A 21,271-nucleotide genomic window follows, 5' to 3' on the forward strand; every position below is an offset into this window, starting at 1 on the left:
GGTTATGTCTTCATATGAAGACGTAACGTTGTCGTTCGTGACCGATGGCGTGCGATGACGGATGTGGAGACCGACGAGCTGCGCGCCTTCGCGACGAAGGCCGCCAGTCTGCGGGGCGACTTCGGCTCGGCGGTGGTCGCGCAGTCGTCCGGGCTGGGCGCACGCTCGATCACCGCAGCGGTGGCGCGATTCGGCGACGCATGGACGACGGCACTGGGGCGCCGTCTCGCGGACGTCGACATGGTGGCGGAGAACCTGCGGCAGACGGCCGAGGTGTTCGACCGGGGCGATGAGGCGTCGAGCAGCGAACTCGACCAGATGATCTGGGCCGAGAGCGACTACTGATGTCCGAGCTGGGGATGACGAACGACCCGGTCGCGCTGATACCGGGCTCGTATGCCGCAGCGCATACGGTCGCGTCCGCGTGGCGGTCTCGGTCCGAGGCCGCCACTGCCCTTCGGGACGGGTTGCGGGGCCTCGAGGTCGATTCCGCGTGGACGGGGTACCCGTATGAGAAGTACCTCGAGCGGGCGGAATACGTGCGGTCGTCGTGGCAGAGGTGCGGCGAGTACTTGATGAGTGGCGCCGCCGCTCTGTCGGCCTATGGCGATGCTCTGCGATGGGCGCAGGACGAAGCCGCACGCGCCATCGACCTGTGGGAGCAGGCCGAAGCAGCGACGATCGCCTCACGCCAGGAGCACCAGGTGAAGGTGCGTGAGCTGGAACGCGACCTTCACCTGCGACACGTCGAACTCGACGTCCCGTTCGTCGACGGCGGCGCGGACCTGCGCGCGCAGGCGGTCGACGTCTTGACGAACGCACGGGGTGTGCTGGATCGCTACGCCGTCGACGCTGCCAACGCCATCCACGCAGCGGCGGATGCCGCGCCCCTGCAGACGCCGAAGCAGGCCGAAGGCGCGACGAACTGGGCAGTCGTCGGGGCGATCGGCTCGATCATGTTCGAGACCGCCGTACTCAACCCGGCGATCGAGCAACTGAACTTCATCGCCTCGATGGGCAACGCGCTCATCGACCACCCCGACATCCTCCTCGAACTCCTCGGCGGAGTCGCGCTCGTGGTCGGTGGCGGCACGATGATCGGCGGCGGAGGTGCCCTCGCGATCACCGGAGTTGGAGGCGTCCCCGGTGCCGGCCTCGCCTGGGCCGGCGTGGGTGTCGCGGGCGCAGGCCTCGCCGCTGCCGGGCACGCCGGGACGCGATGGATGAACGAGGCGACCGGGGATGATGCGATCCGCATCGTGGAGCGCCCGCCACCCCACCCCGAACACGGGGGCCGTGACATCAAGGGCCACTGGAACGGCGACGGGCAACGCCCTTGGGTCGATACCGAGAAGATCGGGTTGGATCGAGTCGCTGACAGACGCAGCGTCGAGGTCATCCACGACAAAGTTCGTGCGACCATCGACGGGTACCGTCACAAGCCCGACGCGACGTCAGATCAACACCGCTACTACGACGGCCTCTACGAGAATGCCGATGGGACATACACCGGCATCGAGGTCAAGGGCGGCACCGGCAGCCGTGACGCAGCCCAAAAGGGATTCGACAGCACGGTCAGTCCCGAACGCCCCGCGACCGCCACCCTCAACGGCAAGACGATACAGATCACCCGAGTGGTCCTGGAGACTGTGAAATGAGTACACCTACGCATATCGACCAGATCAATGGTGAGAGCCGTGGCCCTTTCGTCGACTACGTCCGCCCGTACCCGGAGCAACTGCGGGCGTCACTGAAGGGCATGAACGGATCCACGTTCTGGTCCTACAGTCTGTGGCGTGCGCCCGAAGGTGCGGACCTCCTCGAGGACATCCCGTTCAGTGAGGAGTACGTGCAGTGCGCAGGAACCGCTGAGGCGCTGGCGCTGGAGGTGCGCCGCATCGAGGCCGACGGCACTCCCCGCCAGTACGCGATCGGCAAGCCCGGCGGCGACCGCACAGGCGAGCCCACCGAGGTGATCCACTACGACGACGGTCGCCACCGCACCACGGTCTACCCGCACGAGGTCTTCACCGCCGACGAGGCGGCGGTCGTCTTCTACACGTACTTCCTCACCGACGACGTGTCTCAGCCCTACGAGCTCCGCGATCTGCACCTGAGCTGGCCGAAACCTGAATCCGAAGAGGGCGCCGGCTGATGCGCATCCGTGTCGAGCACGAACCGCTCGCCCAGTCGATCGCGACGTTGGCCGACACCGCGCAGCATATCCGAGCGCTCCTCGACGACCTGGACGCCGAAGCAACCGGGCTGAGGCGCCTGTGGACCGGGGCCGCCCAAGATGCCTACTCCCGCGCTCACCGCGAATGGAACGAGTGTGCCGGCGACATGCAGACCGCTCTCACCAGCGCCGCCACTGCGGCCGCCCGCGCGCAAGCACGCACTCGCGAGGCCGAGGCTCACGTCGCCGACCTCTGGAGCTGAATCACACCGTCGGAATCCAGACCCGCATGGTCGACGGACCGCGCCGCGCCCAGTCGTGATAAGCGATCAAGGGGGCGTCGACCGTCTCGCCGGTCGAGCGGTGGCGCACCGGCAGCACCACGTGACCGTCGCGCTCGACGGGCTCCCCGGCCGCGACCGCGTCGCCGATGTCGCCGCCGAGGTCGATCGACTCGAGTGCCAGCACCTCGGGGCCGCGTTCGATCGCGACGCTGCCGCGCACGGCATCCACCATCGGATGCGGTGATGTGGTCCTCGCCACGATCGGCAGGTTCAGTTCGACGATGTCGCCGACGCGGAACGCACGAGCGACTTCGACCGCACCCGGAGGTGCAGGCAGCTCCGTGACCTCATTCCCGCTGTGCACACGCACCGTTGCTCCCGATGCCCACGACGGCACTCGCAGCGTCAGTGTGAACTCGGCATCCTCGGTGATCGTGACGCGAACATCGCCCTTCGCCGGGTAGTCCGTCGAGACATCGAACGCGACGATCCGGCCGTCCGGCAGTGTCGTGCGCACGGTCGACGGTGCGTACTGATGCAGCTGCACGCCGTCATCATCGGCCGTCGCGACATACGCGGAGAGGCTCGCGAACGTGCGCGCCACATTCGGCGGGCAGCACGACACCTCGAACCACGGCGCGCGCAGCGATGACGAGGCGCGCGGCGACGTGGCATCCGGATCCGCCGGGATCCCCGGCGTGCGCTGATGCAGGGTGTTGGCGTAGAAGAACGAGCGCCCGTCGTCACCGGGCGAGGTCGCGACGACGTTGAACAGGGTCCGCTCGATCAGGTCGGCGTACTGCGCCTCACCGGTCGCGAGCAGCAGCCGCCACGAGAACATGATCGACCCGATGCCGGCGCAGGTCTCGGAGTAGGCGCGATCCGGCGGCAGCTCCCAGTCGTCGCCGAAGGCCTCGTCCTGATGGTGCGACCCCTGGCCCCCCGTCACATAGGTGCGGCGTTCGACCGTGCGATCCCACTGCGACCGCAGGGCGTCGAGCAGCGAGTCGTCGGAGAGCTCGGCGGCGACGTCGGCTGCGGCGGAGGACAGGTAGTTCGCCCGCACGGAGTGCCCGCGAAGAGCCTCGGCGTCGCGCACCGACACGTCGTCCTGGAAGTAGCTGCGCCCCCACTCGATCTCGCCGAGCGACCCGCGACCGTGCCGCTCGACGAACAGCGCGGCCTGATCGATGTAGCGCTGCTCACCGAGCGCTCGGCCGAGCTCGGCGAGCCCCGCCTCGACCTCGGCATGGCCGCAGATCGCGTCCCGGCCGTCGACGCCGAACTCGCGGCAGACGAGATCCGCGGCGCGCCGAGCGATGTCGATCAGACCGTCGTCGGCATCCGGTCTCGTGCGCACCCGGGCGACGGCCGCCTGGAACAGGTGCCCGAGGCAGTACAGCTCGTGCCCCCACTGCAGCGCAGACCAGCGTTCGTCCTGGCCCTCGCGGCCGAACATCGTGTTGAGGTACCCGTCGGGCTCCTGCGCGGCGGCGACCCGGTCGACGACCCGGCGGAATCGCTGCTCGAGGTCGCTGTCGGCTGCGGCATCCGTCCGCCCGATCTCCCACGCCAGCGCCTCGAGGTACTTGTAGATCTCGGAGTCGGCGAACTCGCGTCCCCGACGCCCGTCCGGCAGCGTGCCGGCGGCGGCGAGGTCGAAGTTGGGCAGCCATCCCTCGGACTCGAGTCGCGACTCGATGTGGCTGAGAGTGGCAGTGCCGTTGACGGCCTGGCGGTCGGCCCAGAACCCTCCGGTGATGCGCACCTCGTCGAGGCCGAGCGGGCGCAGACGCCCGTGCGTGGGAACCACCGGGGCGGCCGGTGCAGTGGTGTCGAACATGGTCATCCCTTGAAGGCGCCGGACATGAAGCCGCGCACGTAGTGTCGTTGCAGGATCAGGAAGAGCAGGATGCAGGGGAGCGCCAGCACGACGACTCCCGCCTCGGTGGCGCCGTAGTCGACGACGCCCTGCACCTGTCCGCGGAGGTTCGCCACCGCGAGCGGCAGCGTCATACGGTTGGTGTCGTTGATGAGGATCAGCGGTGCCATGAAGTCGTTCCAGGCGGTGAGGAACGCGAACAGCCCGACGGTCACGAGCCCGGGCTTGACGGCGGGGAGCAGCACCCGCCACAGGGCGCCCCAGCTCGAGCATCCGTCGACCATCGCCGCCTCGTCCATCTCCCGCGGGATCGACTCGAACGAGATGCGCATCATGAACATCGAGAACGGCAGCTGGAACATCGTGATCACCAGCGCGACGCCGACCAGCGAGTTCTGCAGGCCGACCGCATTGAGGATCACGTAGAGCGGAATGAGCAGGGTCGCATACGGCACCATCAGGATGGCGAGGGTGAGGAGGAACAGTGCGTTCTTGCCGGGGAACGAGAAGCGCGCGAACGCGTATCCGCCCAGCAGCGAGATGAACAGGGTGAGCGCGACGGTGAGCACCGAGACGAAGAGCGAGTTTCCCAGATACACCCAGATGCCGGCCTGGTATTCGCCGAGGGCCGCGTAGTTGCCGAAGCCCCAGCCGTCGGTCTGGCTGGTGCCGGCCATCGGGCTGACCGACGAGACGCCGGTCCAGATGAGCGGATAGAGGAAGATCACGGCCAGCGCGGTCGTGAACACCCAGTACGGGATGCCGAGGACGACGCGAGCGGCCTTCGAGCGATAGCGCGGCGGGGTCGGCTGATGGTTCGGAGCGACGATCGTGCGCGTCAGCGTCTGGGACATGATTCTCAGCTCTCATCCGTGCGGCGGAACGCGCGCAGTTGGAAGACGTTGATGACGATGAGTGCGAGCAGCACGATCACCGAGAGGGCGCCGGCGATGCCGAGGCTGTTCTGCCCCTGGAATGCGACGTTGTAGATGAGCTGCACGACGGTCATGGTGCTGTTGTCGGGGCCGCCCTTGGTGAGGATGTAGAACTGCTCGAACGCGAGCAGCGACCCGGTCACGCACATCACTGTCGTGAGCGCGAAGGTCGGCTTGAGCAGCGGCACGGTGATGTCGCGGAAGGTCTGCCAGCGGTTCGCGCCGTCGATGCGGGCGGCTTCGTAGACGTCATCCGGGATTCCCTGCAGGCCCACCAGCATCAGCAGCATGTAGAAGCCCGCGTATCGCCAGACGATCAGGAAGATGGTCGACCACAGTGCGCCCTCCGGCGTGCCGAGGAACGTGATGCCCCACGACTTCATGAGGTTCGCGAACGGGCCGGCGATGGGGGAGTACAGCACGTAGAAGAGCAGTGACGCGGATGCCAGGCCGAGCGCGCTGGGGATCAGGAAGGCCGTGCGCAGGAACCCCTTCCAGCGGGTGGACTCCTGCACGAGCAGGGCCAGGCCGAGCCCGAGTCCGATCAGGATCACGGTCGTGATGACGGTGTAGAGCAGGGTGAAGCGGATCGAATCCCAGAAGAGGCGGTGCGTGACGGCATCCGCATAGTTCTCCGGGAAGTTGATTCCCTGGTTGCCGCTCAGCAGGGGCCAGTCCGAGGCCGACATCTGCAGCACCAGCACCAGCGGCACGATGAACAGCAGGGCGACGAAGATCGCCGTGGGGGCCGCGTACAGCCAGCCCTGCACCGGGCCGCCGAAGGCGGTGCGCCGTCTGCGGCGATGCAGCGGGAGTGTGGCCTGGGTCATCACGTTCTCTTTCGATGGGGGACTGACGAGGGGGGATGCGGGGGCGACGCGGCGCACCGCCCCCGCATGATCACTGCGACAGGATCGCCGTGATCTCCTCGTTGTCGGCGGGCACCGAGTCGTCGCCGTTGAGCACGGCGTTGCGCACCAGGGTGAGCCACGGGCTGCCCGGGGCGTTGAACGCCTGCTGGAAGTTCAGGGCCACCGGGGTGTCGCCCTGGGCTGCGACCTCGTTGATCGTCACCAGTCGGGGATCGGCGGCCGCATACTCGTTGTCGGCCAGGTCTCCGCGGGAGACGGCGTTGCCGTCTTTCGCGAGCACCTCGACCTGGGCGTCCTCGGACATCATCCAGTTGAGGAAGTTCCAGGCCTGCGCGGCCTTCTTCGAGTCCTTCGAGATGCCGATGCCGTCGCCGCCGACGAACGTCGAGGCGCCGCCGTCGACACCGGGGATGCCGGCGACTCCCGCGTCGAACTCGAGCGAGGGGAGCAGCGTCGCGGGGAACGGCATCACGCCGACCTTGCCCTCGCTGAACGCGGCGGTCCAGGTGGGGCCAGCCTCATCGGTCGAGCTCGGGAGAACCGCACCCGCCTCTTCGAGGCCTGCCCACGTGTCGTAGACGGCCTGAGCCGAGTCGCCGTCGAGCAGGGACTCGGTGCCGTCGTCGCTCATGACCTCGTCGCCCGATGCCCAGATGGAGGGGAACCAGGTGAAGACCAGGCATCCACCGCAGTTGAGGCCGGTCGCGGTGCCGTAGGTGTCCGGCTTGTTCAGCGCCTGCACGGCCATGGCCGCTTCGGCGAACTCCTCGAGCGTGGCGGGCGCCTTCTCGGGGTCGAGGCCGGCCTCGGCGAAGAGCTCCTTGTTCCAGAAGAGCATCGAGAGGTCGAGGGCGAACGGCAGCACGTACTCGGCGCCGTCGACGGTGCCGGCCGACAGGTGCCCGGGGTTGATCTCGTCTTTGAAGTCGAGGGCGTCGATCTGCTCGGACATGTCCTGGAACAGGCCCTGCTGCGCCCAGTTCGGCACGTAGACGATGTCGGCGGCGAAGAGGTCGGGCAGGCCGCTCGACCCTGCGGCGGCGCCGACTTTCGCGACGTAGTCGTCGTTGGGCACGACTGTCAGCTCGACCTGGTTCTCGTGGCTGTCGTTGTAGGCGTCGACGAGCAGCTTGGCCTGGCGCTCGATCGGCGCGCGGGTCCACAGTGTCAGGGTCGTGCCGTCGTCGGTGCCTTCGGCGGGGATGGGCTCGTCGGAGGCGGCGTCATCGCCGGCGGGTGCGCAGGCGGCGAGTCCGCCGACGAGCAGGCCGGCCGCGATGACGGCGGCTGCTGCCCGACGTGCGGCGTGGGTGCGAATGGTGTTCATGGGCGGGGGCTCCTCTGGGCTCGTCCTCGAGCGGGTGCGGTGTGGCGCTTCGGCAGTGCAGCGCCGGGAGTGGAGATGAGGGTGAAGATCAGGTTCTTCGAAAGTTACGAAAACCCTTTCGAAAAGGTATAGCGTGGTTTCGGAGGGCGCGTCAACCCTCGTTCCGATAACCTTTCAGCACGAAGGAGTGGGATGACGGATACGACTGGAGCACGAGCTGCGACCCTCAGTGACGTCGCCGCGCGCGCCGGAGTCTCGATCTCGACCGCATCCAAGGCGCTGAACGATCGGGGCGACGTATCGGTCGCCACCCGCGCCAAGGTGCGCGCGATCGCCGAGGAGCTGTCCTTCACCCCCAATGCCATGGCGCGAGGACTCCTCGCCGGGCGCACCGGCACGGTCGGCCTTCTCACCAGCGACCTCGAGGGCCGCTTCATGCTGCCGATCCTCATGGGCGCGGAGGATGCGTTCGGCGCAGGTCGCATCAACGTCTTCCTGTGCGATGCGCGAGGTGACGCGATCCGTGAGCAGCACCACCTGAAGGAGCTGCTGAGCCGCAGGGTCGACGGCATCATCGTCGTCGGCCGTCAGACGGATCCGCGCCCCTCGCTCGGGCAGGAGATCCCCGTGCCCGTGGTCTACGCGTACGCCCCCTCGGATGACCCGCGCGACCTCTCATTGACCCCCGACAACTACGCGGGCGGGCGTCTCGCGATCGAGCACCTGTTGGCCTGCGGACGTCGGCGCATCGCGCACATCTCGGGCGACCCGACCTATGCCGCAGCCCAAGACCGCCTCGCCGGCGCCAGAGCAGCACTCGGCGAGGCGGGTCTCGAACTCGTGGGCGAGCCGATGTTCTCGGAGTGGACCGAGCACTGGGGTCGGGATGCCGCGGCGATGCTGCTGCAGCGGCATCCGGACATCGACGCCGTGTTCTGCGGATCCGACCAGATCGCTCGCGGTGTGCTCGACTCGGCCCGCGATCTCGGCCGCACCGTGCCGGACGACCTCGCGGTGATCGGCTACGACAACTGGGAAGTGCTCGCGACCAACGCCCGGCCCGAGCTCACCAGCATCGACGCGAACCTGCAGCAGCTCGGTCGTCAGGCGGCGCTGCGGGTGTTCGATGCGATCGACGGCATCGACATCGGCGAAGGCGCGCACCACCTGCCGGTGCGGCTCGTGATCCGCGGATCGACCATCGCCCGGCGCTGAGGGGCGCTCGCGCGTGCCGGAGTTAGTTCAGGCGTGGTCGCGCCGTCTATCAGCCGATGACGAGCTTACGTTGCTCCTCCGTCAGACCATCCAACCGTCCTCCAGGAAGAACGTCGGTGAGTTTCCCCGCTGCCCGCGCTCCCAGAAAGGGCCAAATCTGTTCGCCAGGGTCGGACGGGTTCGTGACGATGAATCCTTGAGGGCTCAGGAGGGGCCATCGGGGTTTGCCTGCCGCCTCAGCGTCGCCTGGCTCGACTCGATATTCCTCGGATACCTGGAGCTCTTCGTCCGTCAACGCATCGTCGAGATACGCCACCACGTCGAGGTCGCGAGGCAACGCATCTGCGACCTCCTGAGGATCCAGTGATGGAGAGGTCACGGGAATGTAGACGATGTCTCCCGGTTGAAGCGGTGACCCGCCGTTCTCAGTGACCTCGATGACCTCGACTTCGGCGAGGAGTGCTGCGCCGACGGGGGTTCCGGTGGCGGTGGTGACCTTGTCTCCCGCGAGCCAGCGATGCACGGTACCGGTGACCACAGCCGCGGAGCGATGGCCGAGGTCTGTCGTGTTCTGGAAGACGATCGTCGAGACGGCACTGATGTCGAGAGACAGAAGCATCTCGGCGGCGTCAGATTGTGTTGCGTCCTGCGTGACAGATGCCGCTGCCGGGTCGGTTCCCGGTGCCGTGGCACACGAGGTCAGCAGCAGCGCCAGTGCCGGCACCAGTATCAGGCTTACATGCGATCGTCGACTGCGTTGTGCGTTCATGATCGGTCCTGTCTTCATCAATGCGCAACGTTGATGTGATCAACGTGGTGCTGTGGATAGTAAAAGACTTGCGTCGATAGAGTGGAATCCATGCATCCTCCGACGCCGGTCTCGTGATAAAGACCGACGGCGTGCCCAATCTCATGGCAAAGGACGTTCCGGCGTGCATTTGCCAGTTGTCCGTCGCTCCATCCCCATGTGCGTGCCTGCAGCCATGACGAACGAATATTGAATATCAGACTGGCCTGATCGCATCGCGCGACTGCCGGCATCCGCTTTGTGCAGATGTACTGACCTAATACGTTATCGGCGAGCACAACTTCACCGGTAATTCCGCTGCGAGAGAAATGCCTATACGAACGAAACTACGTTGTTTCATGGGGTGAGACTACGAGCTGACGGCCGATATGGTGGGATTCCATTATCGGCAGCGGCTCGTCAGAAGCGACCGACTTGTTGCTTGCCCAGCATCGTGTCGAACAGGGTCAGGCGTCGTCGCGCCAGGAGTGCTGCGGATCGAACCCGAGCACGCGGCGGGCCTTGTCGATCGACAGCAGCGTCTCGTTCGGGCCGAACTCGCGGGCGACCGGCACATCGGGGAAGACCTCGGCGAGCAGCTCGGCGTTCGGACGCGTCATCACCGTGTCGGCCGCCGCGATGATGAAGTTGTCGAACCCGGGTGCCGCCACCTCGAGCGCACGCTCCACCGCCTGCGCACCGTCGCGTGCGTCGATGTATCCCCAGAGGTTCCACTTACGGCGCAGCGCATCGGCGTCGAAGTCGGGGAACTCGGCGTAGTCCTCGGGGTTCATCACGTTCGAGAACCGCAGTGCGGTGATCGACAGGTCGGGATGCCAGCGCACGAGCTCCCTCGCCAGCTGCTCCTCGAGGGTCTTCACGAGCGAGTAGACCGACTCGGGGCGGGCGGGGTAGTCCTCGTCGACCGGCACGTAGGGCGGCGGCACGTCGAATGGCAGGCCCAGCACGGTCTCGCTCGAGGCGTAGACGACACGGCGGATGCCGAGGCGCACCGCCGCCCAGAAGACGTTGAACGTGGCGGGCATGTTGTTGTGGAAGGTGGCGACGTCGCTGCGGATGCCGGGCGCCGGGATGGCGCCGAGATGCACCACGGCGTCGATGCCGTCGTGCCGGTCGCCGACGGCCGTGAAAGCATCCACGACCTGGCCGTAGTCCGTGAGGTCCACCTGCACGAAGTCAGGGCCGCGGGTGCCTGAGACGTCCATGCCGATGACCTCGTGTCCGTGAGCGCGGAGCTCCCGCGCGACGACGCTGCCGAGCTTGCCCGATGATCCGGTGAGTGCGATGCGCATGTCACCAGAGTGGCACGAAGACGAGGCGCCGGGGCCGCTCGGCATACACTCGTCGGCGTGAGTGACACGAGCAGCGAGCCCCGCCGCACCGTCGGCGTGCGCGACGTCGCCGTGCGCGCAGGGGTGTCTCGGCAGACGGTGTCGCGCGTGCTCAACGACCACCCCGAGGTCGCCGCCGAGACTCGCGAACGCGTCATCGCCGCCATGGCGGAACTCGGCTACCGCATGAACAACGCGGCCAGAGCGCTGGGCACCCGCCGCTCCCGCACGCTCGGGGTGCTCGCCACCGACGCACTGCACTATGGCCCGTCGCGCAGCATCGCAGCGCTCGAGGCGTCGGCCCGCGAGGTCGGCTACTGGCTGAGTGCGGCCTTCGCGGATGCGGGGGACACGGATGCCGTGGTCGCCGCGGTCGACCACCTCGTCATGCAGGGAGTCGAGGGCATCGTCGTCGTCGCGCCTCACGCCCACACCCTCGACGCGCTCGACTCGGTGCGCATCGGCGTGCCCGTCGTCACCCTGCACGCAGCCGATCGCGGCGCGCGCGGCCTCTCGGTCGATCAGGAGGCCGGGGCTCGACTCGCCGTCGCGGCACTCGCCGACGCCGGGCACACACGCATCGCGCACCTCGCCGGCCCCGCCGACTGGCTCGAGGCCGAGTCCCGCGCTGAGGGGTTCCGGGTCGAGCTCGCCGCACGAGGACTCGCCGCCGGACCGGTCATCGAGGGCGACTGGACCGCCGGCTCGGGCTATGCAGCGGCTCGCGCCGTGCGCGACTCGGGTGTGACAGCGGTATTCGCAGCGAACGACCAGATGGCCCTCGGTCTGCTCGGCGGTCTGCAGGAAGTCGGGCTCTCGGTGCCGGCAGACATCAGTGTGGTCGGGTTCGACGACACTCCGGATGCCGCCTACTACTGGCCGAAGCTCACGACCGTGCGGCAGGACTTCTCGGAATTGGCGCGTCGTGCGGTGGCGGCGGTGCTGGCGGGCAGTGCCGGAGCCGCGGCATCCGACCTCGCGCCGGTGGCACCCGTGCTCGTGACCCGCGATTCGGTGGCGCCGCCGCGCTGAACGGCGCCAGGGTGTGTGCCGGCGCGGTGCGGGGTCAGTTCTGCATGTGCGGCGCGGTGCGGGGTCAGTTCTGCACGTGAATACGCCGAATCCGATGCGAAAGTGACCCCGCACGAGCCGGGAGATGCGAAAGTGGCCCCGAACACGGCGGCGCCGAACGGTCGCCGGTGTCTTGACGGTCCGCCGACCTCCGTGACACACTTCTGTGACCGGTCACAGTGACCACCGCCGACCCTGAGGTATCCGTGAGCAACGAAGCCCCCGTCTTCTCCCCTGAGATCGACGCGTCCATCCAGGCCGTCCGCGAGGATGTCGCCCGTCTGCACGGTGAACTGGTCCGTTACGACCTCATCGTCTGGACCGGCGGCAACGTCTCGGGCCGCGTGCCCGGAGCCGACCTGTTCGTGATCAAGCCGTCGGGCGTCAGCTACGACGACCTCACGCCCGAGAACATGATCCTGTGCGACCTCGACGGCGCCGTGATCCCCGGCACTCCGGGCAGCGACCGCTCTCCCTCGAGCGACACTGCCGCCCACGCATACGTCTACCGCCACATGCCCGACGTCGGCGGAGTCGTGCACACGCACTCGACGTTCGCCGTCGCGTGGGCAGCCCGTGGCGAAGAGATCCCCTGCGTCATCACGGCCATGGCCGATGAGTTCGGCGGTCCTATCCCGGTCGGTCCCTTCGCGATCATCGGCGACGACTCGATCGGCCGCGGCATCGTGCAGACGCTCTCGGGTCACCGCAGCCGCGCGGTGCTCATGCAGAACCACGGTCCCTTCACCATCGGAGTCGACGCGAAGGATGCCGTGAAGGCCGCCGTCATGGTCGAAGACGTGGCCCGCACCGTGCACTACGCCCGCGAGGCCGGACCGCTGATCCCGATTCCGCAGGAGGCCATCGACAGCCTCTTCACCCGCTACCAGAACGTCTACGGACAGAACTCGGACGCCCGACGATGAGCGACACGACCCGCACGACCGCCCGCGACGACATCCTCGCCGGCCGCACGAGCCTCGGCATCGAGCTCGGCTCCACGCGCATCAAGGCCTGTCTGATCGGATCCGACGCCACCAAGGTGCTCGCGACCGGGTCGTTCTCGTGGGAGAACCGCCTCCAGGACGGCCTCTGGACCTACGCGATCGACGAAGTGTGGACAGGCCTGCAGGCGGCATATGCCGGTCTCGTCGCCGACGCGGACGAGCGCCACGGCGTGCGCCCCGAGACGTTCGGCGCGATCGGGATCTCGGCCATGATGCACGGATACCTCGCGTTCGATGCGCAGGGCGAGCTGCTCACGCCGTTCCGCACCTGGCGCAACACCAACACGGGCGCCGCGGCGGCCGAGCTGACCGACCTGCTCGGCGTGAACATCCCCCTGCGCTGGTCGATCGCGCACCTGCACCAGGCGGTGCTCGACGGCGAGGCGCACGTGCCGCAGCTCGACTTCGTCACCACCCTCGCGGGCTATGTGCACACGAGGCTGACGGGCGAGCGCGTTCTCGGCGTCGGCGACGCCTCCGGCATGTTCCCGATCGACTCGGCCACCGGAGACTACGACGAGCGGATGCTACAGGCCTACGACGCCCTCGCCGCCGACCGTCTTCCCGCCGCAGCCAAGGACCTGCTCCCGACCGTCCTTCCCGCCGGCGCCGCCGCCGGGACGCTCACCGCCGAGGGCGCGGCCCTGCTCGATCCGTCGGGCGCGCTGCCCCCCGGCATCCCGCTCTGCCCGCCCGAGGGCGACGCGGGCACCGGCATGGTCGCGACGAACTCGGTGTCGCCGCGCACCGGCAACGTCTCGGCCGGAACCAGCATCTTCGCGATGGTCGTGCTCGAGCGCCCGCTCGCCGAAGTGCACCATGAGCTCGACCTCGTGACGACACCCGCGGGCGACGCCGTCGCGATGGTGCACTGCAACAACGGCGCGAGCGAACTGGCCGCCTGGGCAGGGCTCTTCACCCGTTTCGCCGCCGCCGCGGGGCAGCCGCTGAGCGATGACGCGGTCTTCGACACCCTCTTCCGTGAGGCTCTCGACGGAGAGGCGGATGCCGGCGGCCTGCTGGCCTACAACCACCTCGCGGGCGAGCCGATCGCCGGCCTCACCGAGGGGCGCCCGCTGTTCGTGCGCACCCCCGACAGCGCCTTCACGCTGGCGAACTTCATGCGCTCGCAGCTGTACGGCGTGTTCGGCACGCTCGCGCTGGGGATGCAGGTGCTCGCCGCCGAAGGAGTCGAACTCGACCGCATGTTCGCGCACGGTGGCATGTTCCGCACCGCGGGGGTCGCGCAGCGTTTCCTCGCCGGAGCGCTCGGCGCTCCCGTCGCGGTGGGCGAGCTCGCCTCCGAGGGCGGCGCGTGGGGCATCGCGGTGCTCGCGTCGTATCTCGCGCACTCCGAGACGGCGTCGCTGGGGGAGTACCTCGAGCGCGACGTCTTCGCCTCCGCATCCCTCGCGGTCGCCGACCCCGACCCTGCCGACGTCGCCGGCTTCGCCGCCTACCTCGACCGCTATCGCGCGGGCCTCGCGATCGAAGCCGCCGCGACCACCGCTCTCTGACCCCCACGCGCACTCTTCACGCCGACACCGGAACACCCAAGGACTCTCATGCCCCGCACCCCGCTCACCACTTCGCTCGACGGCTACGAGGTCTGGTTCCTCACCGGCAGTCAGCACCTCTACGGCCCCGAGACGCTCGCGCAGGTCGCCGAGCAGTCGCAGGAGATCGCCCGCATCCTCGACGAGGCCGGCGAGGTGCCCGTGACCATCGTCTGGAAGCCGGTGCTGACGGATGCCGCAGCCATCAAGCGCACGGCCCTCGAGGCGAACGCCGACGACCGGGTCATCGGCCTGATCGCATGGATGCACACCTTCAGCCCCGCGAAGATGTGGATCGCCGGTCTCGACGCGCTGCAGAAGCCGCTCGCGCACCTGCACACGCAGGCGAACGTCGAGCTGCCGTGGGCCGACATCGACTTCGACTTCATGAACCTGAACCAGGCGGCGCACGGCGACCGCGAGTTCGGCTACATCCAGACGCGTCTCGGCGTGCCGCGCAAGACCGTCGTCGGTCATGCGAGCGACCCGCGGGTGTGCCAGGAGATCGCGACGTGGCAGCGTGCGGCCGCCGGCCTCGCGGCATCCCGTTCGCTCAAGCTCGCCCGCTTCGGCGACAACATGCGCTTCGTCGCGGTCACCGAGGGCGACAAGACCGAGGCCGAGCTGCGCTTCGGCGTGCAGGTCAACACGTGGGGCGTGAACGACCTGGCGGATGCCGTCGCCGCGGCATCCGACTCCGAGATCGACGCCCTCGTGGCCGAGTACGAAGAGCTGTACGAGGTCGTGCCGGAGCTTCGTCGCGGTGGCGACCGCCACCAGTCGCTGCGCGACGGGGCCGCGATCGAGATCGGTCTGCGGGCGTTCCTCGAAGAGGGCGGCTTCGGCGCCTTCACGACCTCGTTCGAAGACCTCGGCGCCCTGAAGCAGCTGCCGGGCCTCGCGGTGCAGCGTCTGATGGCCGAGGGATACGGCTTCGGCGCCGAGGGTGACTGGAAGACCGCGATCCTCGTGCGCGTCGCCAACGTCATGGGCGCGGGCCTGCCCGGCGGGGCGAGCCTCATGGAGGATTACACCTACGACATGACGCCCGGCGACGAGCTGATCCTCGGGGCGCACATGCTCGAGGTCTCGCCCTCGCTCACGACGGCGAAGCCGACCCTCGAGATCCACCCGCTCGGCATCGGCGGCAAGGAAGACCCGGTGCGCCTGGTCTTCACCGCCGACCCCGGCCCCGCGATCGTCGTCGCCCTCAGCGACATGCGCGACCGCTTCCGCCTCACCGCGAACGTCGTCGAGAACGTGCCCCCGCGCCAGTCGCTGCCGAAGCTGCCGGTCGGCCGCGCCGTGTGGAAGCCGCAGCCCGACTTCACCACCTCGGCCGCCGCCTGGCTGACCGCGGGTGCTGCGCACCACACGGTGATGTCGACCGCTGTCGGGCTCGAGGCCTTCCGCGATTTCGCCGAGATGGCCGAGGTCGAGCTGCTCGTGATCGACGATGCGACCACCCTGCCCGAGTTCCAGAAGCAGGTCCGCTGGAACCAGGCCTACTACCGACTCGCGCAGGGGCTGTGATGACGGGAGCCGGCCGGCCGCGCTCGGGGCGTCAGCTGCGCATCACCGGGCACGGATACGAAGCCGTGATCGCGAGCGTCGGCGCCTCGCTGCGCCTGCTCGCATTCGAAGGACGCGACCTGGTCGTGCCCTTCGACGCCGACGAGGTGCGGCCCGGATACCGCGGCACCACCCTCGCACCGTGGCCCAATCGCATCGCCGACGGTCGCTACACGTTCAGCGGCGCCGAGCATCAGCTGGCCCTCACCGAGCCCGCCCGCGGACAGGCGCTGCACGGGCTGCTCGCCTGGGCGGAGTTCGAAGACCGACTGGTGCTCGACGACCGCGTCGTGCTCGCGGCCGTGATCGAGCCGCAGACCGGCTATCCGTTCCGCGTCGAGGTGGAGACCGAGTACCGCATCGACGGCGACGGCCTTCAGCAGACCGTCACCGCGCGCAACCTCGGGACGGATGCCGCGCCCTGGGGCACAGGGCCGCACCCGTATCTCGTCGCCGGACCCGATGGTCGGGTCGATGACTGGACGCTGACCCTGCCGGCATCCGAGGTGCTGACCGTCACCGACGACCGGCTGAGCCCGGTGGCGCTCGAGGGAGTGTCCGCGCATCCGCAGTGGGACTTCCGCGTTGCGCGCCCGATCGCCGACGTCTTCATCGACCACGCGTTCTCCGGCCTCGCCCGCGAGGGCGGAGTCGCCGAGGTGCGGGTGGTGACGGATGCCGGAAGCGGCGTCGTCATGACCTTCGACGAGCGCTGCCCGTGGGTGCAGGTGCACACGGCCGACAACCCCGGCATCGACGCGATCCATCGCATCGGCCTCGCGGTCGAGCCGATGACCTGTCCGCCGGACGCGTTCAACTCGGGGACCGACCTGGTCGTGCTCGAACCCGGCGCGACGCACGCAGCATCCTGGCGGATCGCCGCCGTCTGACGCGTGGCGGCCGGCCGAGTCGCTCGCGGCACGGTCGTGGCGCCGATGCGGGGCCAGTTCGGCATCCGGGACCCGGTGCGGGGTCAGTTCGGCACCCTGGACCCGGTGCGGGGCCAGTTCGGCATCCGGGACTCGGTGCGGGGCCAGTTCGGCATCCGGGACTCGGTGCGGGGCCAGTTCGGCATCCGAATGGGGCGTTTCCGGTGCGCAACTGGCCCCGCACGCAGGGTGCGGGTGCGGGTGCGGGTGACGGATGTCGCGGCTGCGCACCGCGCCTCTCCGATCAGGCGAGTGCCGCGACCAGGGCCCGGGCTGCGGATGCCGACGACTGCGGGTTCTGGCCGGTGATGAGCAGTCCGTCGACGATCGTGTGATCGCTCCACGGGTCGGTCACGTCGATGTCGGCGCCGAGCTCGCGCAGAGAGGTCTCGAGCAGGAACGGCGCGCGGTCCGCGAGCCCTCCGAGGCGCTCCTCCTCGTCGGAGAATCCGGTGATGCGCCGTCCGGCGACGAGCGGCTCGCCCGCAGCATCGCGTGCGGGCAGCAGAGCCGCGAGTCCGTGGCACACCGCGGCCAGTGGACGTCCCGCCGCGACGGTCGCCGAGATGAGCGCCGCCGAATCGGCATCCACAGCGAGGTCCTGCATCGGTCCGTGCCCGCCGGGGTAGTAGACGGCCGCGTAGGCGGCGCCGTCGACATCGGCGAGCACCAGGGGAGTGCTGAGCCCCGGGATCTCCGCGAGCGCCGCGGCATCCCCGTCGCCGAGGCTCGACGCATCGGCGACCGGCTCGACACCGCCGGGTGTCGCGAACACCACGTCGTGCCCCGCGGCAGTGAGCAGGCGATAGGGGGCGAGCAGCTCTTCGGCCCAGTAGCCGGTGGGGTGCTCGGTGCCGTCGGACAGAGTCCAGGTGCGGGCGCCGGAGACGACGAAGAGGACGGATGACATGGATGCTCCCAAGGTTCGGACGACGGATGCCGTGCGGATGCGATATCCAGGACAACGGCCCGCCGCGACGAACGATTCCGATAGATTGCCGATATGAGTAATCGGAATTCCGATGGATTGCCCGACCTGGGGCTGTGGCGCACCTTCCTCATCGCGCACCGATCCGGGTCGGTGTCGGCGGCGGCGCGCAGGCTCGGACTCGCGCAGTCGTCGGTCACGACGCAGTTGCAGGCGCTGGAGGCGAGCGTCGGCGAGCCGCTGTTCGTCCGTCATGCCCGCGGCATCCGTCCGACGCCCCGAGCCGACGAGCTCGCCGCGCGGCTCTCGGGCCCGCTCGACGCGTTGGCGGATGCTCTCGGCACCCACCCGGCCCTCGAACCGCCGGTCATCCGCCTCGGCGGGGCGGGGGAGTTCCTGGCCGCCGTCGCCGCCCCGGCTCTCGCGAGTGCTGTGGCCGGCGGACTGCGGCTTGCGGTGACCACGGGCCTGGCCGACGACCTGCTCGATCAGCTGAGGGTCGGCAGCCTCGAGCTGGTGATCTCCGCCGTGCGTCCTCGCGGACGCACGCTGCCGAGCATGCCGCTGTTCGACGAGGAATTCGTGCTCGTGGCCTCGCCGTCGCTGAGCATCGACCCGTCTCCGGCCCTCTCGCCGGACGCGCTCGCGCACGTACCTCTGCTGGCATACGACCGAGACGTCCCGATCGTCCGACGGTACTGGCGCCACGTGTTCGGCATCCGTCTCGACCGGGAACCGGCTCTCGTCTTCCCCGACCTGCGCGCGCTCGCCGCCGCTGCGGTTGCGGGGGCGGGCGTCACCGCCCTGCCGACCTATCTGATCGCCGACGAACTCGCCGATGGCAGACTCGTCGACCTGCGACCCACCCAGGACCCGCCGATTAACACGCTGTATCTCGTGCGGCGACCGGGTCCGTTGTCCGACGGGGTCGCGGCCGTGGAGAAGGCGCTGCGCGCCGCCGTCGCCGACCTCTGACGGCGGTGGCGGTGCGGGGTCAGTTTCGCATCTGGAGTCCGGTGCGGGGTCAGTTTCGCATCCACCATTCGGTGCGGGGTCAGTTTCGCATCGGAAACGCCCGATTCGGATGCGGTAGTGGCCCCGCACAGATGCACTGCCCGGCCTCACAGATGTGCGGCCGCTCGCGCGCCGAACGCACACGACGGACGGATGCCGCACCCCACGGACGCACGCACCTCATGCACGCACCTCACGGACGCACGACCTCACGGACGGATCGCACACGGCAGGTGCGGCAGACCCGATGCGGCAGAGGCGACCGAGCCTCAGCGGTTGAGCCAGTGGCGCAGCGTGCGTGTGACCCAGGGCAGCACCCAGTAGGTCATGATCGGCGTGAGCACGACGGTCGTCGCGAGCACGCGCAGCCAGATCGGCAGCTCGTTCCAGCCGGGCACAGGGCTCAGCGCATAGGTGAAGGCGAGGTTCAGCGGGAAGAACCCGAGCCAGATCGACACGGCCTGCTTCCACCGCGGCGGAGTGCTGACCATCGCGACGGTGGTCGTCGAGCCGTCAGCGCGGGGGAGGGTGATGGTGTCGGTGGTCGGCTCGTCGAACCAGCCCTCGATGCCCGTGCGGCGGCGCACGCGCTCACTGCGCACGAACTGCTCGCCGGTCGACTTCCACCACTCGCGCTCGCCCGACTGCTCCCACGCCACAAGCGACTTCTCGTCGGAGAAGCGGTACAGCATGTGCCAGATATGCGAGTCCTCGCCGTCGCGCACCCAGCCGGATCCGAGGAACCCCGGGTATCGGTGCGCCAGATTCACGCCGGTCTGCACCCAGGCGGTGGCGGCGGCGACATGCTCGGGGTCGACCTCGCGGCGGATGGAGACGGTGATGGGTTCGCTGGACATGGTGGGGTCCTCGGAGAGAGCGGATCGCCCGGGTCACGGGCGCCTCGACGGTGGGGGATGCGCCGGGGTGCGGGCGCGTGTTCGATTGTATTTCGGATGCCGGGTGTCGCCGGTCTTTTTCGCCGCGCGCGAAGACGGCATCTCCGGGTGCCGGGTGCCGGGTGCTTCAGAAGGCCGAATGCGCCTGCGACGGCCGGATGCCGGGAATCCGGCCGTCGCGGGCGCGCATGGCCGAGGCTGGCGCAGGGCAGCGACGCGGCATCCGTCCCCGCACTCCGCGACAGGGCGAGAATAGGAGGCATGAGCACGCGCAGCGAAGCCGTCCTGATCGATGTCGTCCGCACTCCCGTCGGACGCGGCAAGCCGGGCGGCGCGCTCTCGGGTGTGCATCCTGTCGACCTCGCGGCGGGTGCTCTCGCCGCGATACTCGAGCGCAGCGGGCTCGAGTCGAGGCAGATCGACGACGTGCTGCTCGGTTGCGTGAGTCAGGTGGGGGACCAGTCGTCGAACATCGCGCGGCAGGCTGTGCTCGCCGCGGGTTTCGACGAGTCGATCCCCGCGACGACGATCGACCGCCAATGCGGGTCCAGCCAACAGGCCATGCATTTCGCCGCGCAGGGGATCATGGCCGGCGCGTATGACGCGGTCATCGTCGGCGGCGTCGAGTCGATGAGTCGGGTGCCGCTCGGATCGTCTGCGGCCGGCGGGTCGCCGATGTCGCCTCGCCTGCGTGAGCGCTACCCCGAGGGACTCGTGAACCAGGGCGTCTCGGCCGAGCTGATCGCCCAGCGCTGGGGCATCGATCGCGCAGCGCTGGATGCGTACGCCGCCGAGTCGCACCGCCGCGCGGCCGCCTCGTGGCACGAGGGATTCTTCGACCGCACCGTCATTCCGGTCGCCGAGGCTCCGGATGCCGCGGGCGACGAGACCGTGCGCGCCGGGACGACGGCCGAGGCGCTCGGGGGACTCAACCCCGCGTTCCGCACCGACGCTCTTGCCGCCCGATTCCCGGACGTCGACTGGCGGATCACTCCCGGCAACTCCTCGCCGCTGACCGACGGAGCATCCGCTGCGCTCGTGATGAGCGCCGAGCGTGCCGAACAGCTGGGACTCACGCCGCGGGCGAGGTTCCACGCGTTCACGGTGGTCGGCGACGATCCGCTCATGATGCTGACCGGCCCGATCCCCGCGACGCGGCGCATTCTCGAACGCACCGGACTCACGATCGATGACCTCGACGCCTACGAGGTCAATGAGGCCTTCGCGTCGGTGCCCCTCGCCTGGGCCGCGGAACTCGGGGCGGATGCCGCCAAGCTCAACCCGCGCGGAGGTGCGATCGCCCTCGGGCACGCACTCGGTTCGTCGGGCACCCGCCTGCTCGGCACCCTGATCGACCACCTCGACGCGGTCGGCGGCCGCTTCGGACTGCAGACCATGTGCGAGGGCGGTGGCATGGCGAACGCCACGATCATCGAACGGCTGTAGGCCGGCATCCGTCACCCGGCAT

Annotated in this window: 20 protein-coding genes; 12 read left to right on the plus strand and 8 right to left on the minus strand. The window is 69.0% G+C overall.

What is annotated here, in order from left to right:
- Window positions 1–54: 54 nt before the first annotated feature.
- Genes QRN21_RS06155 through QRN21_RS06170 form a run of 4 tightly spaced genes read left to right on the plus strand, consistent with a single transcriptional unit; the run spans window position 55 to window position 2,439 of the window.
- Window positions 55–345 carry a type VII secretion target gene (locus QRN21_RS06155; RefSeq protein WP_053097891.1) on the plus strand — a complete coding sequence of 97 codons (291 nt, stop codon included), beginning with the start codon at window positions 55–57 and terminating at the stop codon, window positions 343–345.
- Complete coding sequence (locus tag QRN21_RS06160) at window positions 345–1,658, plus strand: putative T7SS-secreted protein (RefSeq protein ID WP_285363422.1); 1,314 nt, start codon at window positions 345–347, stop codon at window positions 1,656–1,658. The genes QRN21_RS06155 and QRN21_RS06160 overlap by 1 nt, the downstream gene beginning before the upstream one ends.
- Window positions 1,655–2,155: a hypothetical protein gene (locus tag QRN21_RS06165; protein ID WP_285363423.1), complete on the plus strand. Its 501-nt coding sequence runs from the start codon at window positions 1,655–1,657 to the stop codon at window positions 2,153–2,155. The genes QRN21_RS06160 and QRN21_RS06165 overlap by 4 nt, the downstream gene beginning before the upstream one ends.
- A complete protein-coding gene (locus QRN21_RS06170) occupies window positions 2,155–2,439 on the plus strand; it encodes a WXG100 family type VII secretion target (protein ID WP_285363424.1) in 285 nt (94 codons plus the stop codon). Before QRN21_RS06165 ends, QRN21_RS06170 begins: the two co-directional genes overlap by 1 nt.
- 1 nt (window position 2,440) lies before the next feature.
- Here QRN21_RS06170 and QRN21_RS06175 read toward each other — a convergent pair whose 3' ends face one another.
- From QRN21_RS06175 to QRN21_RS06190, 4 genes are all read right to left on the minus strand, one after another.
- The gene (locus tag QRN21_RS06175) at window positions 2,441–4,309 is read right to left on the minus strand and encodes a glycoside hydrolase family 127 protein (protein WP_372984118.1); all 1,869 of its coding nucleotides are present in this window, start codon (window positions 4,307–4,309) and stop codon (window positions 2,441–2,443) included.
- Entirely contained in the window at window positions 4,306–5,196 is an 891-nt protein-coding gene (locus tag QRN21_RS06180; RefSeq protein ID WP_082297903.1) for a carbohydrate ABC transporter permease, read from the minus strand. Before QRN21_RS06180 ends, QRN21_RS06175 begins: the two co-directional genes overlap by 4 nt.
- Before the next feature lie 5 nt (window positions 5,197–5,201).
- On the minus strand, window positions 5,202–6,107 hold the full coding sequence (locus QRN21_RS06185) for a carbohydrate ABC transporter permease (RefSeq protein ID WP_053097880.1): 906 nt from the start codon (window positions 6,105–6,107) through the stop codon (window positions 5,202–5,204).
- Window positions 6,108–6,177: 70 nt separating this feature from the next.
- Window positions 6,178–7,476 carry an ABC transporter substrate-binding protein gene (locus QRN21_RS06190; protein WP_072591962.1) on the minus strand — a complete coding sequence of 433 codons (1,299 nt, stop codon included), beginning with the start codon at window positions 7,474–7,476 and terminating at the stop codon, window positions 6,178–6,180.
- Between the two features lie 192 nt (window positions 7,477–7,668).
- On the opposite strand from QRN21_RS06190, the gene QRN21_RS06195 reads away from it, so the two are divergent.
- A complete protein-coding gene (locus QRN21_RS06195; RefSeq protein ID WP_053097877.1) occupies window positions 7,669–8,691 on the plus strand; it encodes a LacI family DNA-binding transcriptional regulator in 1,023 nt (340 codons plus the stop codon).
- Between the two features lie 49 nt (window positions 8,692–8,740).
- Here the strand turns inward: QRN21_RS06195 and QRN21_RS06200 are convergent, their stop codons facing one another.
- Both QRN21_RS06200 and QRN21_RS06205 read right to left on the minus strand, forming a co-directional pair.
- Window positions 8,741–9,478, minus strand: coding sequence for a hypothetical protein (locus QRN21_RS06200; RefSeq protein ID WP_187250684.1), 738 nt, complete (start codon window positions 9,476–9,478; stop codon window positions 8,741–8,743).
- Window positions 9,479–9,945: 467 nt separating this feature from the next.
- Window positions 9,946–10,791 carry an NAD-dependent epimerase/dehydratase family protein gene (locus tag QRN21_RS06205; RefSeq protein ID WP_072591960.1) on the minus strand — a complete coding sequence of 282 codons (846 nt, stop codon included), beginning with the start codon at window positions 10,789–10,791 and terminating at the stop codon, window positions 9,946–9,948.
- Window positions 10,792–10,848: 57 nt separating this feature from the next.
- Here QRN21_RS06205 and QRN21_RS06210 point away from each other — a divergent pair, with 57 nt between their 5' ends.
- The 5 genes from QRN21_RS06210 to QRN21_RS06230 all read left to right on the plus strand — a co-directional run bounded on the left by QRN21_RS06210 (window position 10,849) and on the right by QRN21_RS06230 (window position 16,926).
- A complete protein-coding gene (locus QRN21_RS06210; RefSeq protein ID WP_285363426.1) occupies window positions 10,849–11,862 on the plus strand; it encodes a LacI family DNA-binding transcriptional regulator in 1,014 nt (337 codons plus the stop codon).
- A gap of 245 nt (window positions 11,863–12,107) precedes the next feature.
- Window positions 12,108–12,827, plus strand: coding sequence for an L-ribulose-5-phosphate 4-epimerase (locus tag QRN21_RS06215; protein WP_285363427.1), 720 nt, complete (start codon window positions 12,108–12,110; stop codon window positions 12,825–12,827).
- A complete protein-coding gene (locus QRN21_RS06220) occupies window positions 12,824–14,425 on the plus strand; it encodes a xylulokinase (protein ID WP_285363428.1) in 1,602 nt (533 codons plus the stop codon). Before QRN21_RS06215 ends, QRN21_RS06220 begins: the two co-directional genes overlap by 4 nt.
- Before the next feature lie 48 nt (window positions 14,426–14,473).
- Window positions 14,474–15,997, plus strand: a complete 1,524-nt coding sequence (gene araA, locus QRN21_RS06225; RefSeq protein WP_285363429.1) for an L-arabinose isomerase — start codon at window positions 14,474–14,476, stop codon at window positions 15,995–15,997.
- Complete coding sequence (locus QRN21_RS06230) at window positions 15,997–16,926, plus strand: aldose 1-epimerase family protein (protein WP_285363430.1); 930 nt, start codon at window positions 15,997–15,999, stop codon at window positions 16,924–16,926. The genes araA and QRN21_RS06230 overlap by 1 nt, the downstream gene beginning before the upstream one ends.
- 283 nt (window positions 16,927–17,209) lie before the next feature.
- Here QRN21_RS06230 and QRN21_RS06235 read toward each other — a convergent pair whose 3' ends face one another.
- Window positions 17,210–17,875 (minus strand): type 1 glutamine amidotransferase domain-containing protein, encoded by a 666-nt coding sequence (locus QRN21_RS06235; RefSeq protein WP_056280614.1) that lies wholly within the window; start codon window positions 17,873–17,875, stop codon window positions 17,210–17,212.
- A gap of 93 nt (window positions 17,876–17,968) precedes the next feature.
- Here QRN21_RS06235 and QRN21_RS06240 point away from each other — a divergent pair, with 93 nt between their 5' ends.
- The gene (locus tag QRN21_RS06240) at window positions 17,969–18,868 is read left to right on the plus strand and encodes a LysR family transcriptional regulator (protein WP_285363431.1); all 900 of its coding nucleotides are present in this window, start codon (window positions 17,969–17,971) and stop codon (window positions 18,866–18,868) included.
- A gap of 308 nt (window positions 18,869–19,176) precedes the next feature.
- Here QRN21_RS06240 and QRN21_RS06245 read toward each other — a convergent pair whose 3' ends face one another.
- On the minus strand, window positions 19,177–19,764 hold the full coding sequence (locus QRN21_RS06245) for an antibiotic biosynthesis monooxygenase (RefSeq protein ID WP_285363432.1): 588 nt from the start codon (window positions 19,762–19,764) through the stop codon (window positions 19,177–19,179).
- A gap of 300 nt (window positions 19,765–20,064) precedes the next feature.
- Here QRN21_RS06245 and QRN21_RS06250 point away from each other — a divergent pair, with 300 nt between their 5' ends.
- Window positions 20,065–21,249 (plus strand): thiolase family protein, encoded by a 1,185-nt coding sequence (locus QRN21_RS06250; protein WP_285363433.1) that lies wholly within the window; start codon window positions 20,065–20,067, stop codon window positions 21,247–21,249.
- The last annotated feature ends 22 nt before the right edge of the window (window positions 21,250–21,271 follow it).

The organism is Microbacterium sp. LMC-P-041 (assembly GCF_030209555.1).
Classification (GTDB): domain Bacteria; phylum Actinomycetota; class Actinomycetes; order Actinomycetales; family Microbacteriaceae; genus Microbacterium.

Bases quoted from the DNA above. Each gene is read 5' to 3' on its own strand.
- QRN21_RS06155 (WP_053097891.1), top strand. From the start codon at position 55: ATGACGGATGTGGAGACCGACGAGCTGCGCGCCTTCGCGACGAAGGCC.
- QRN21_RS06160 (WP_285363422.1), top strand. From the start codon at position 345: ATGTCCGAGCTGGGGATGACGAACGACCCGGTCGCGCTGATACCGGGC.
- QRN21_RS06165 (WP_285363423.1), top strand. From the start codon at position 1,655: ATGAGTACACCTACGCATATCGACCAGATCAATGGTGAGAGCCGTGGC.
- QRN21_RS06170 (WP_285363424.1), top strand. From the start codon at position 2,155: ATGCGCATCCGTGTCGAGCACGAACCGCTCGCCCAGTCGATCGCGACG.
- QRN21_RS06175 (WP_372984118.1), bottom strand. From the start codon at position 4,309: ATGACCATGTTCGACACCACTGCACCGGCCGCCCCGGTGGTTCCCACG.
- QRN21_RS06180 (WP_082297903.1), bottom strand. From the start codon at position 5,196: ATGTCCCAGACGCTGACGCGCACGATCGTCGCTCCGAACCATCAGCCG.
- QRN21_RS06185 (WP_053097880.1), bottom strand. From the start codon at position 6,107: ATGACCCAGGCCACACTCCCGCTGCATCGCCGCAGACGGCGCACCGCC.
- QRN21_RS06190 (WP_072591962.1), bottom strand. From the start codon at position 7,476: ATGAACACCATTCGCACCCACGCCGCACGTCGGGCAGCAGCCGCCGTC.
- QRN21_RS06195 (WP_053097877.1), top strand. From the start codon at position 7,669: ATGACGGATACGACTGGAGCACGAGCTGCGACCCTCAGTGACGTCGCC.
- QRN21_RS06200 (WP_187250684.1), bottom strand. From the start codon at position 9,478: ATGAAGACAGGACCGATCATGAACGCACAACGCAGTCGACGATCGCAT.
- QRN21_RS06205 (WP_072591960.1), bottom strand. From the start codon at position 10,791: ATGCGCATCGCACTCACCGGATCATCGGGCAAGCTCGGCAGCGTCGTC.
- QRN21_RS06220 (WP_285363428.1), top strand. From the start codon at position 12,824: ATGAGCGACACGACCCGCACGACCGCCCGCGACGACATCCTCGCCGGC.
- araA (WP_285363429.1), top strand. From the start codon at position 14,474: ATGCCCCGCACCCCGCTCACCACTTCGCTCGACGGCTACGAGGTCTGG.
- QRN21_RS06230 (WP_285363430.1), top strand. From the start codon at position 15,997: ATGACGGGAGCCGGCCGGCCGCGCTCGGGGCGTCAGCTGCGCATCACC.
- QRN21_RS06235 (WP_056280614.1), bottom strand. From the start codon at position 17,875: ATGTCATCCGTCCTCTTCGTCGTCTCCGGCGCCCGCACCTGGACTCTG.
- QRN21_RS06240 (WP_285363431.1), top strand. From the start codon at position 17,969: ATGAGTAATCGGAATTCCGATGGATTGCCCGACCTGGGGCTGTGGCGC.
- QRN21_RS06245 (WP_285363432.1), bottom strand. From the start codon at position 19,764: ATGTCCAGCGAACCCATCACCGTCTCCATCCGCCGCGAGGTCGACCCC.
- QRN21_RS06250 (WP_285363433.1), top strand. From the start codon at position 20,065: ATGAGCACGCGCAGCGAAGCCGTCCTGATCGATGTCGTCCGCACTCCC.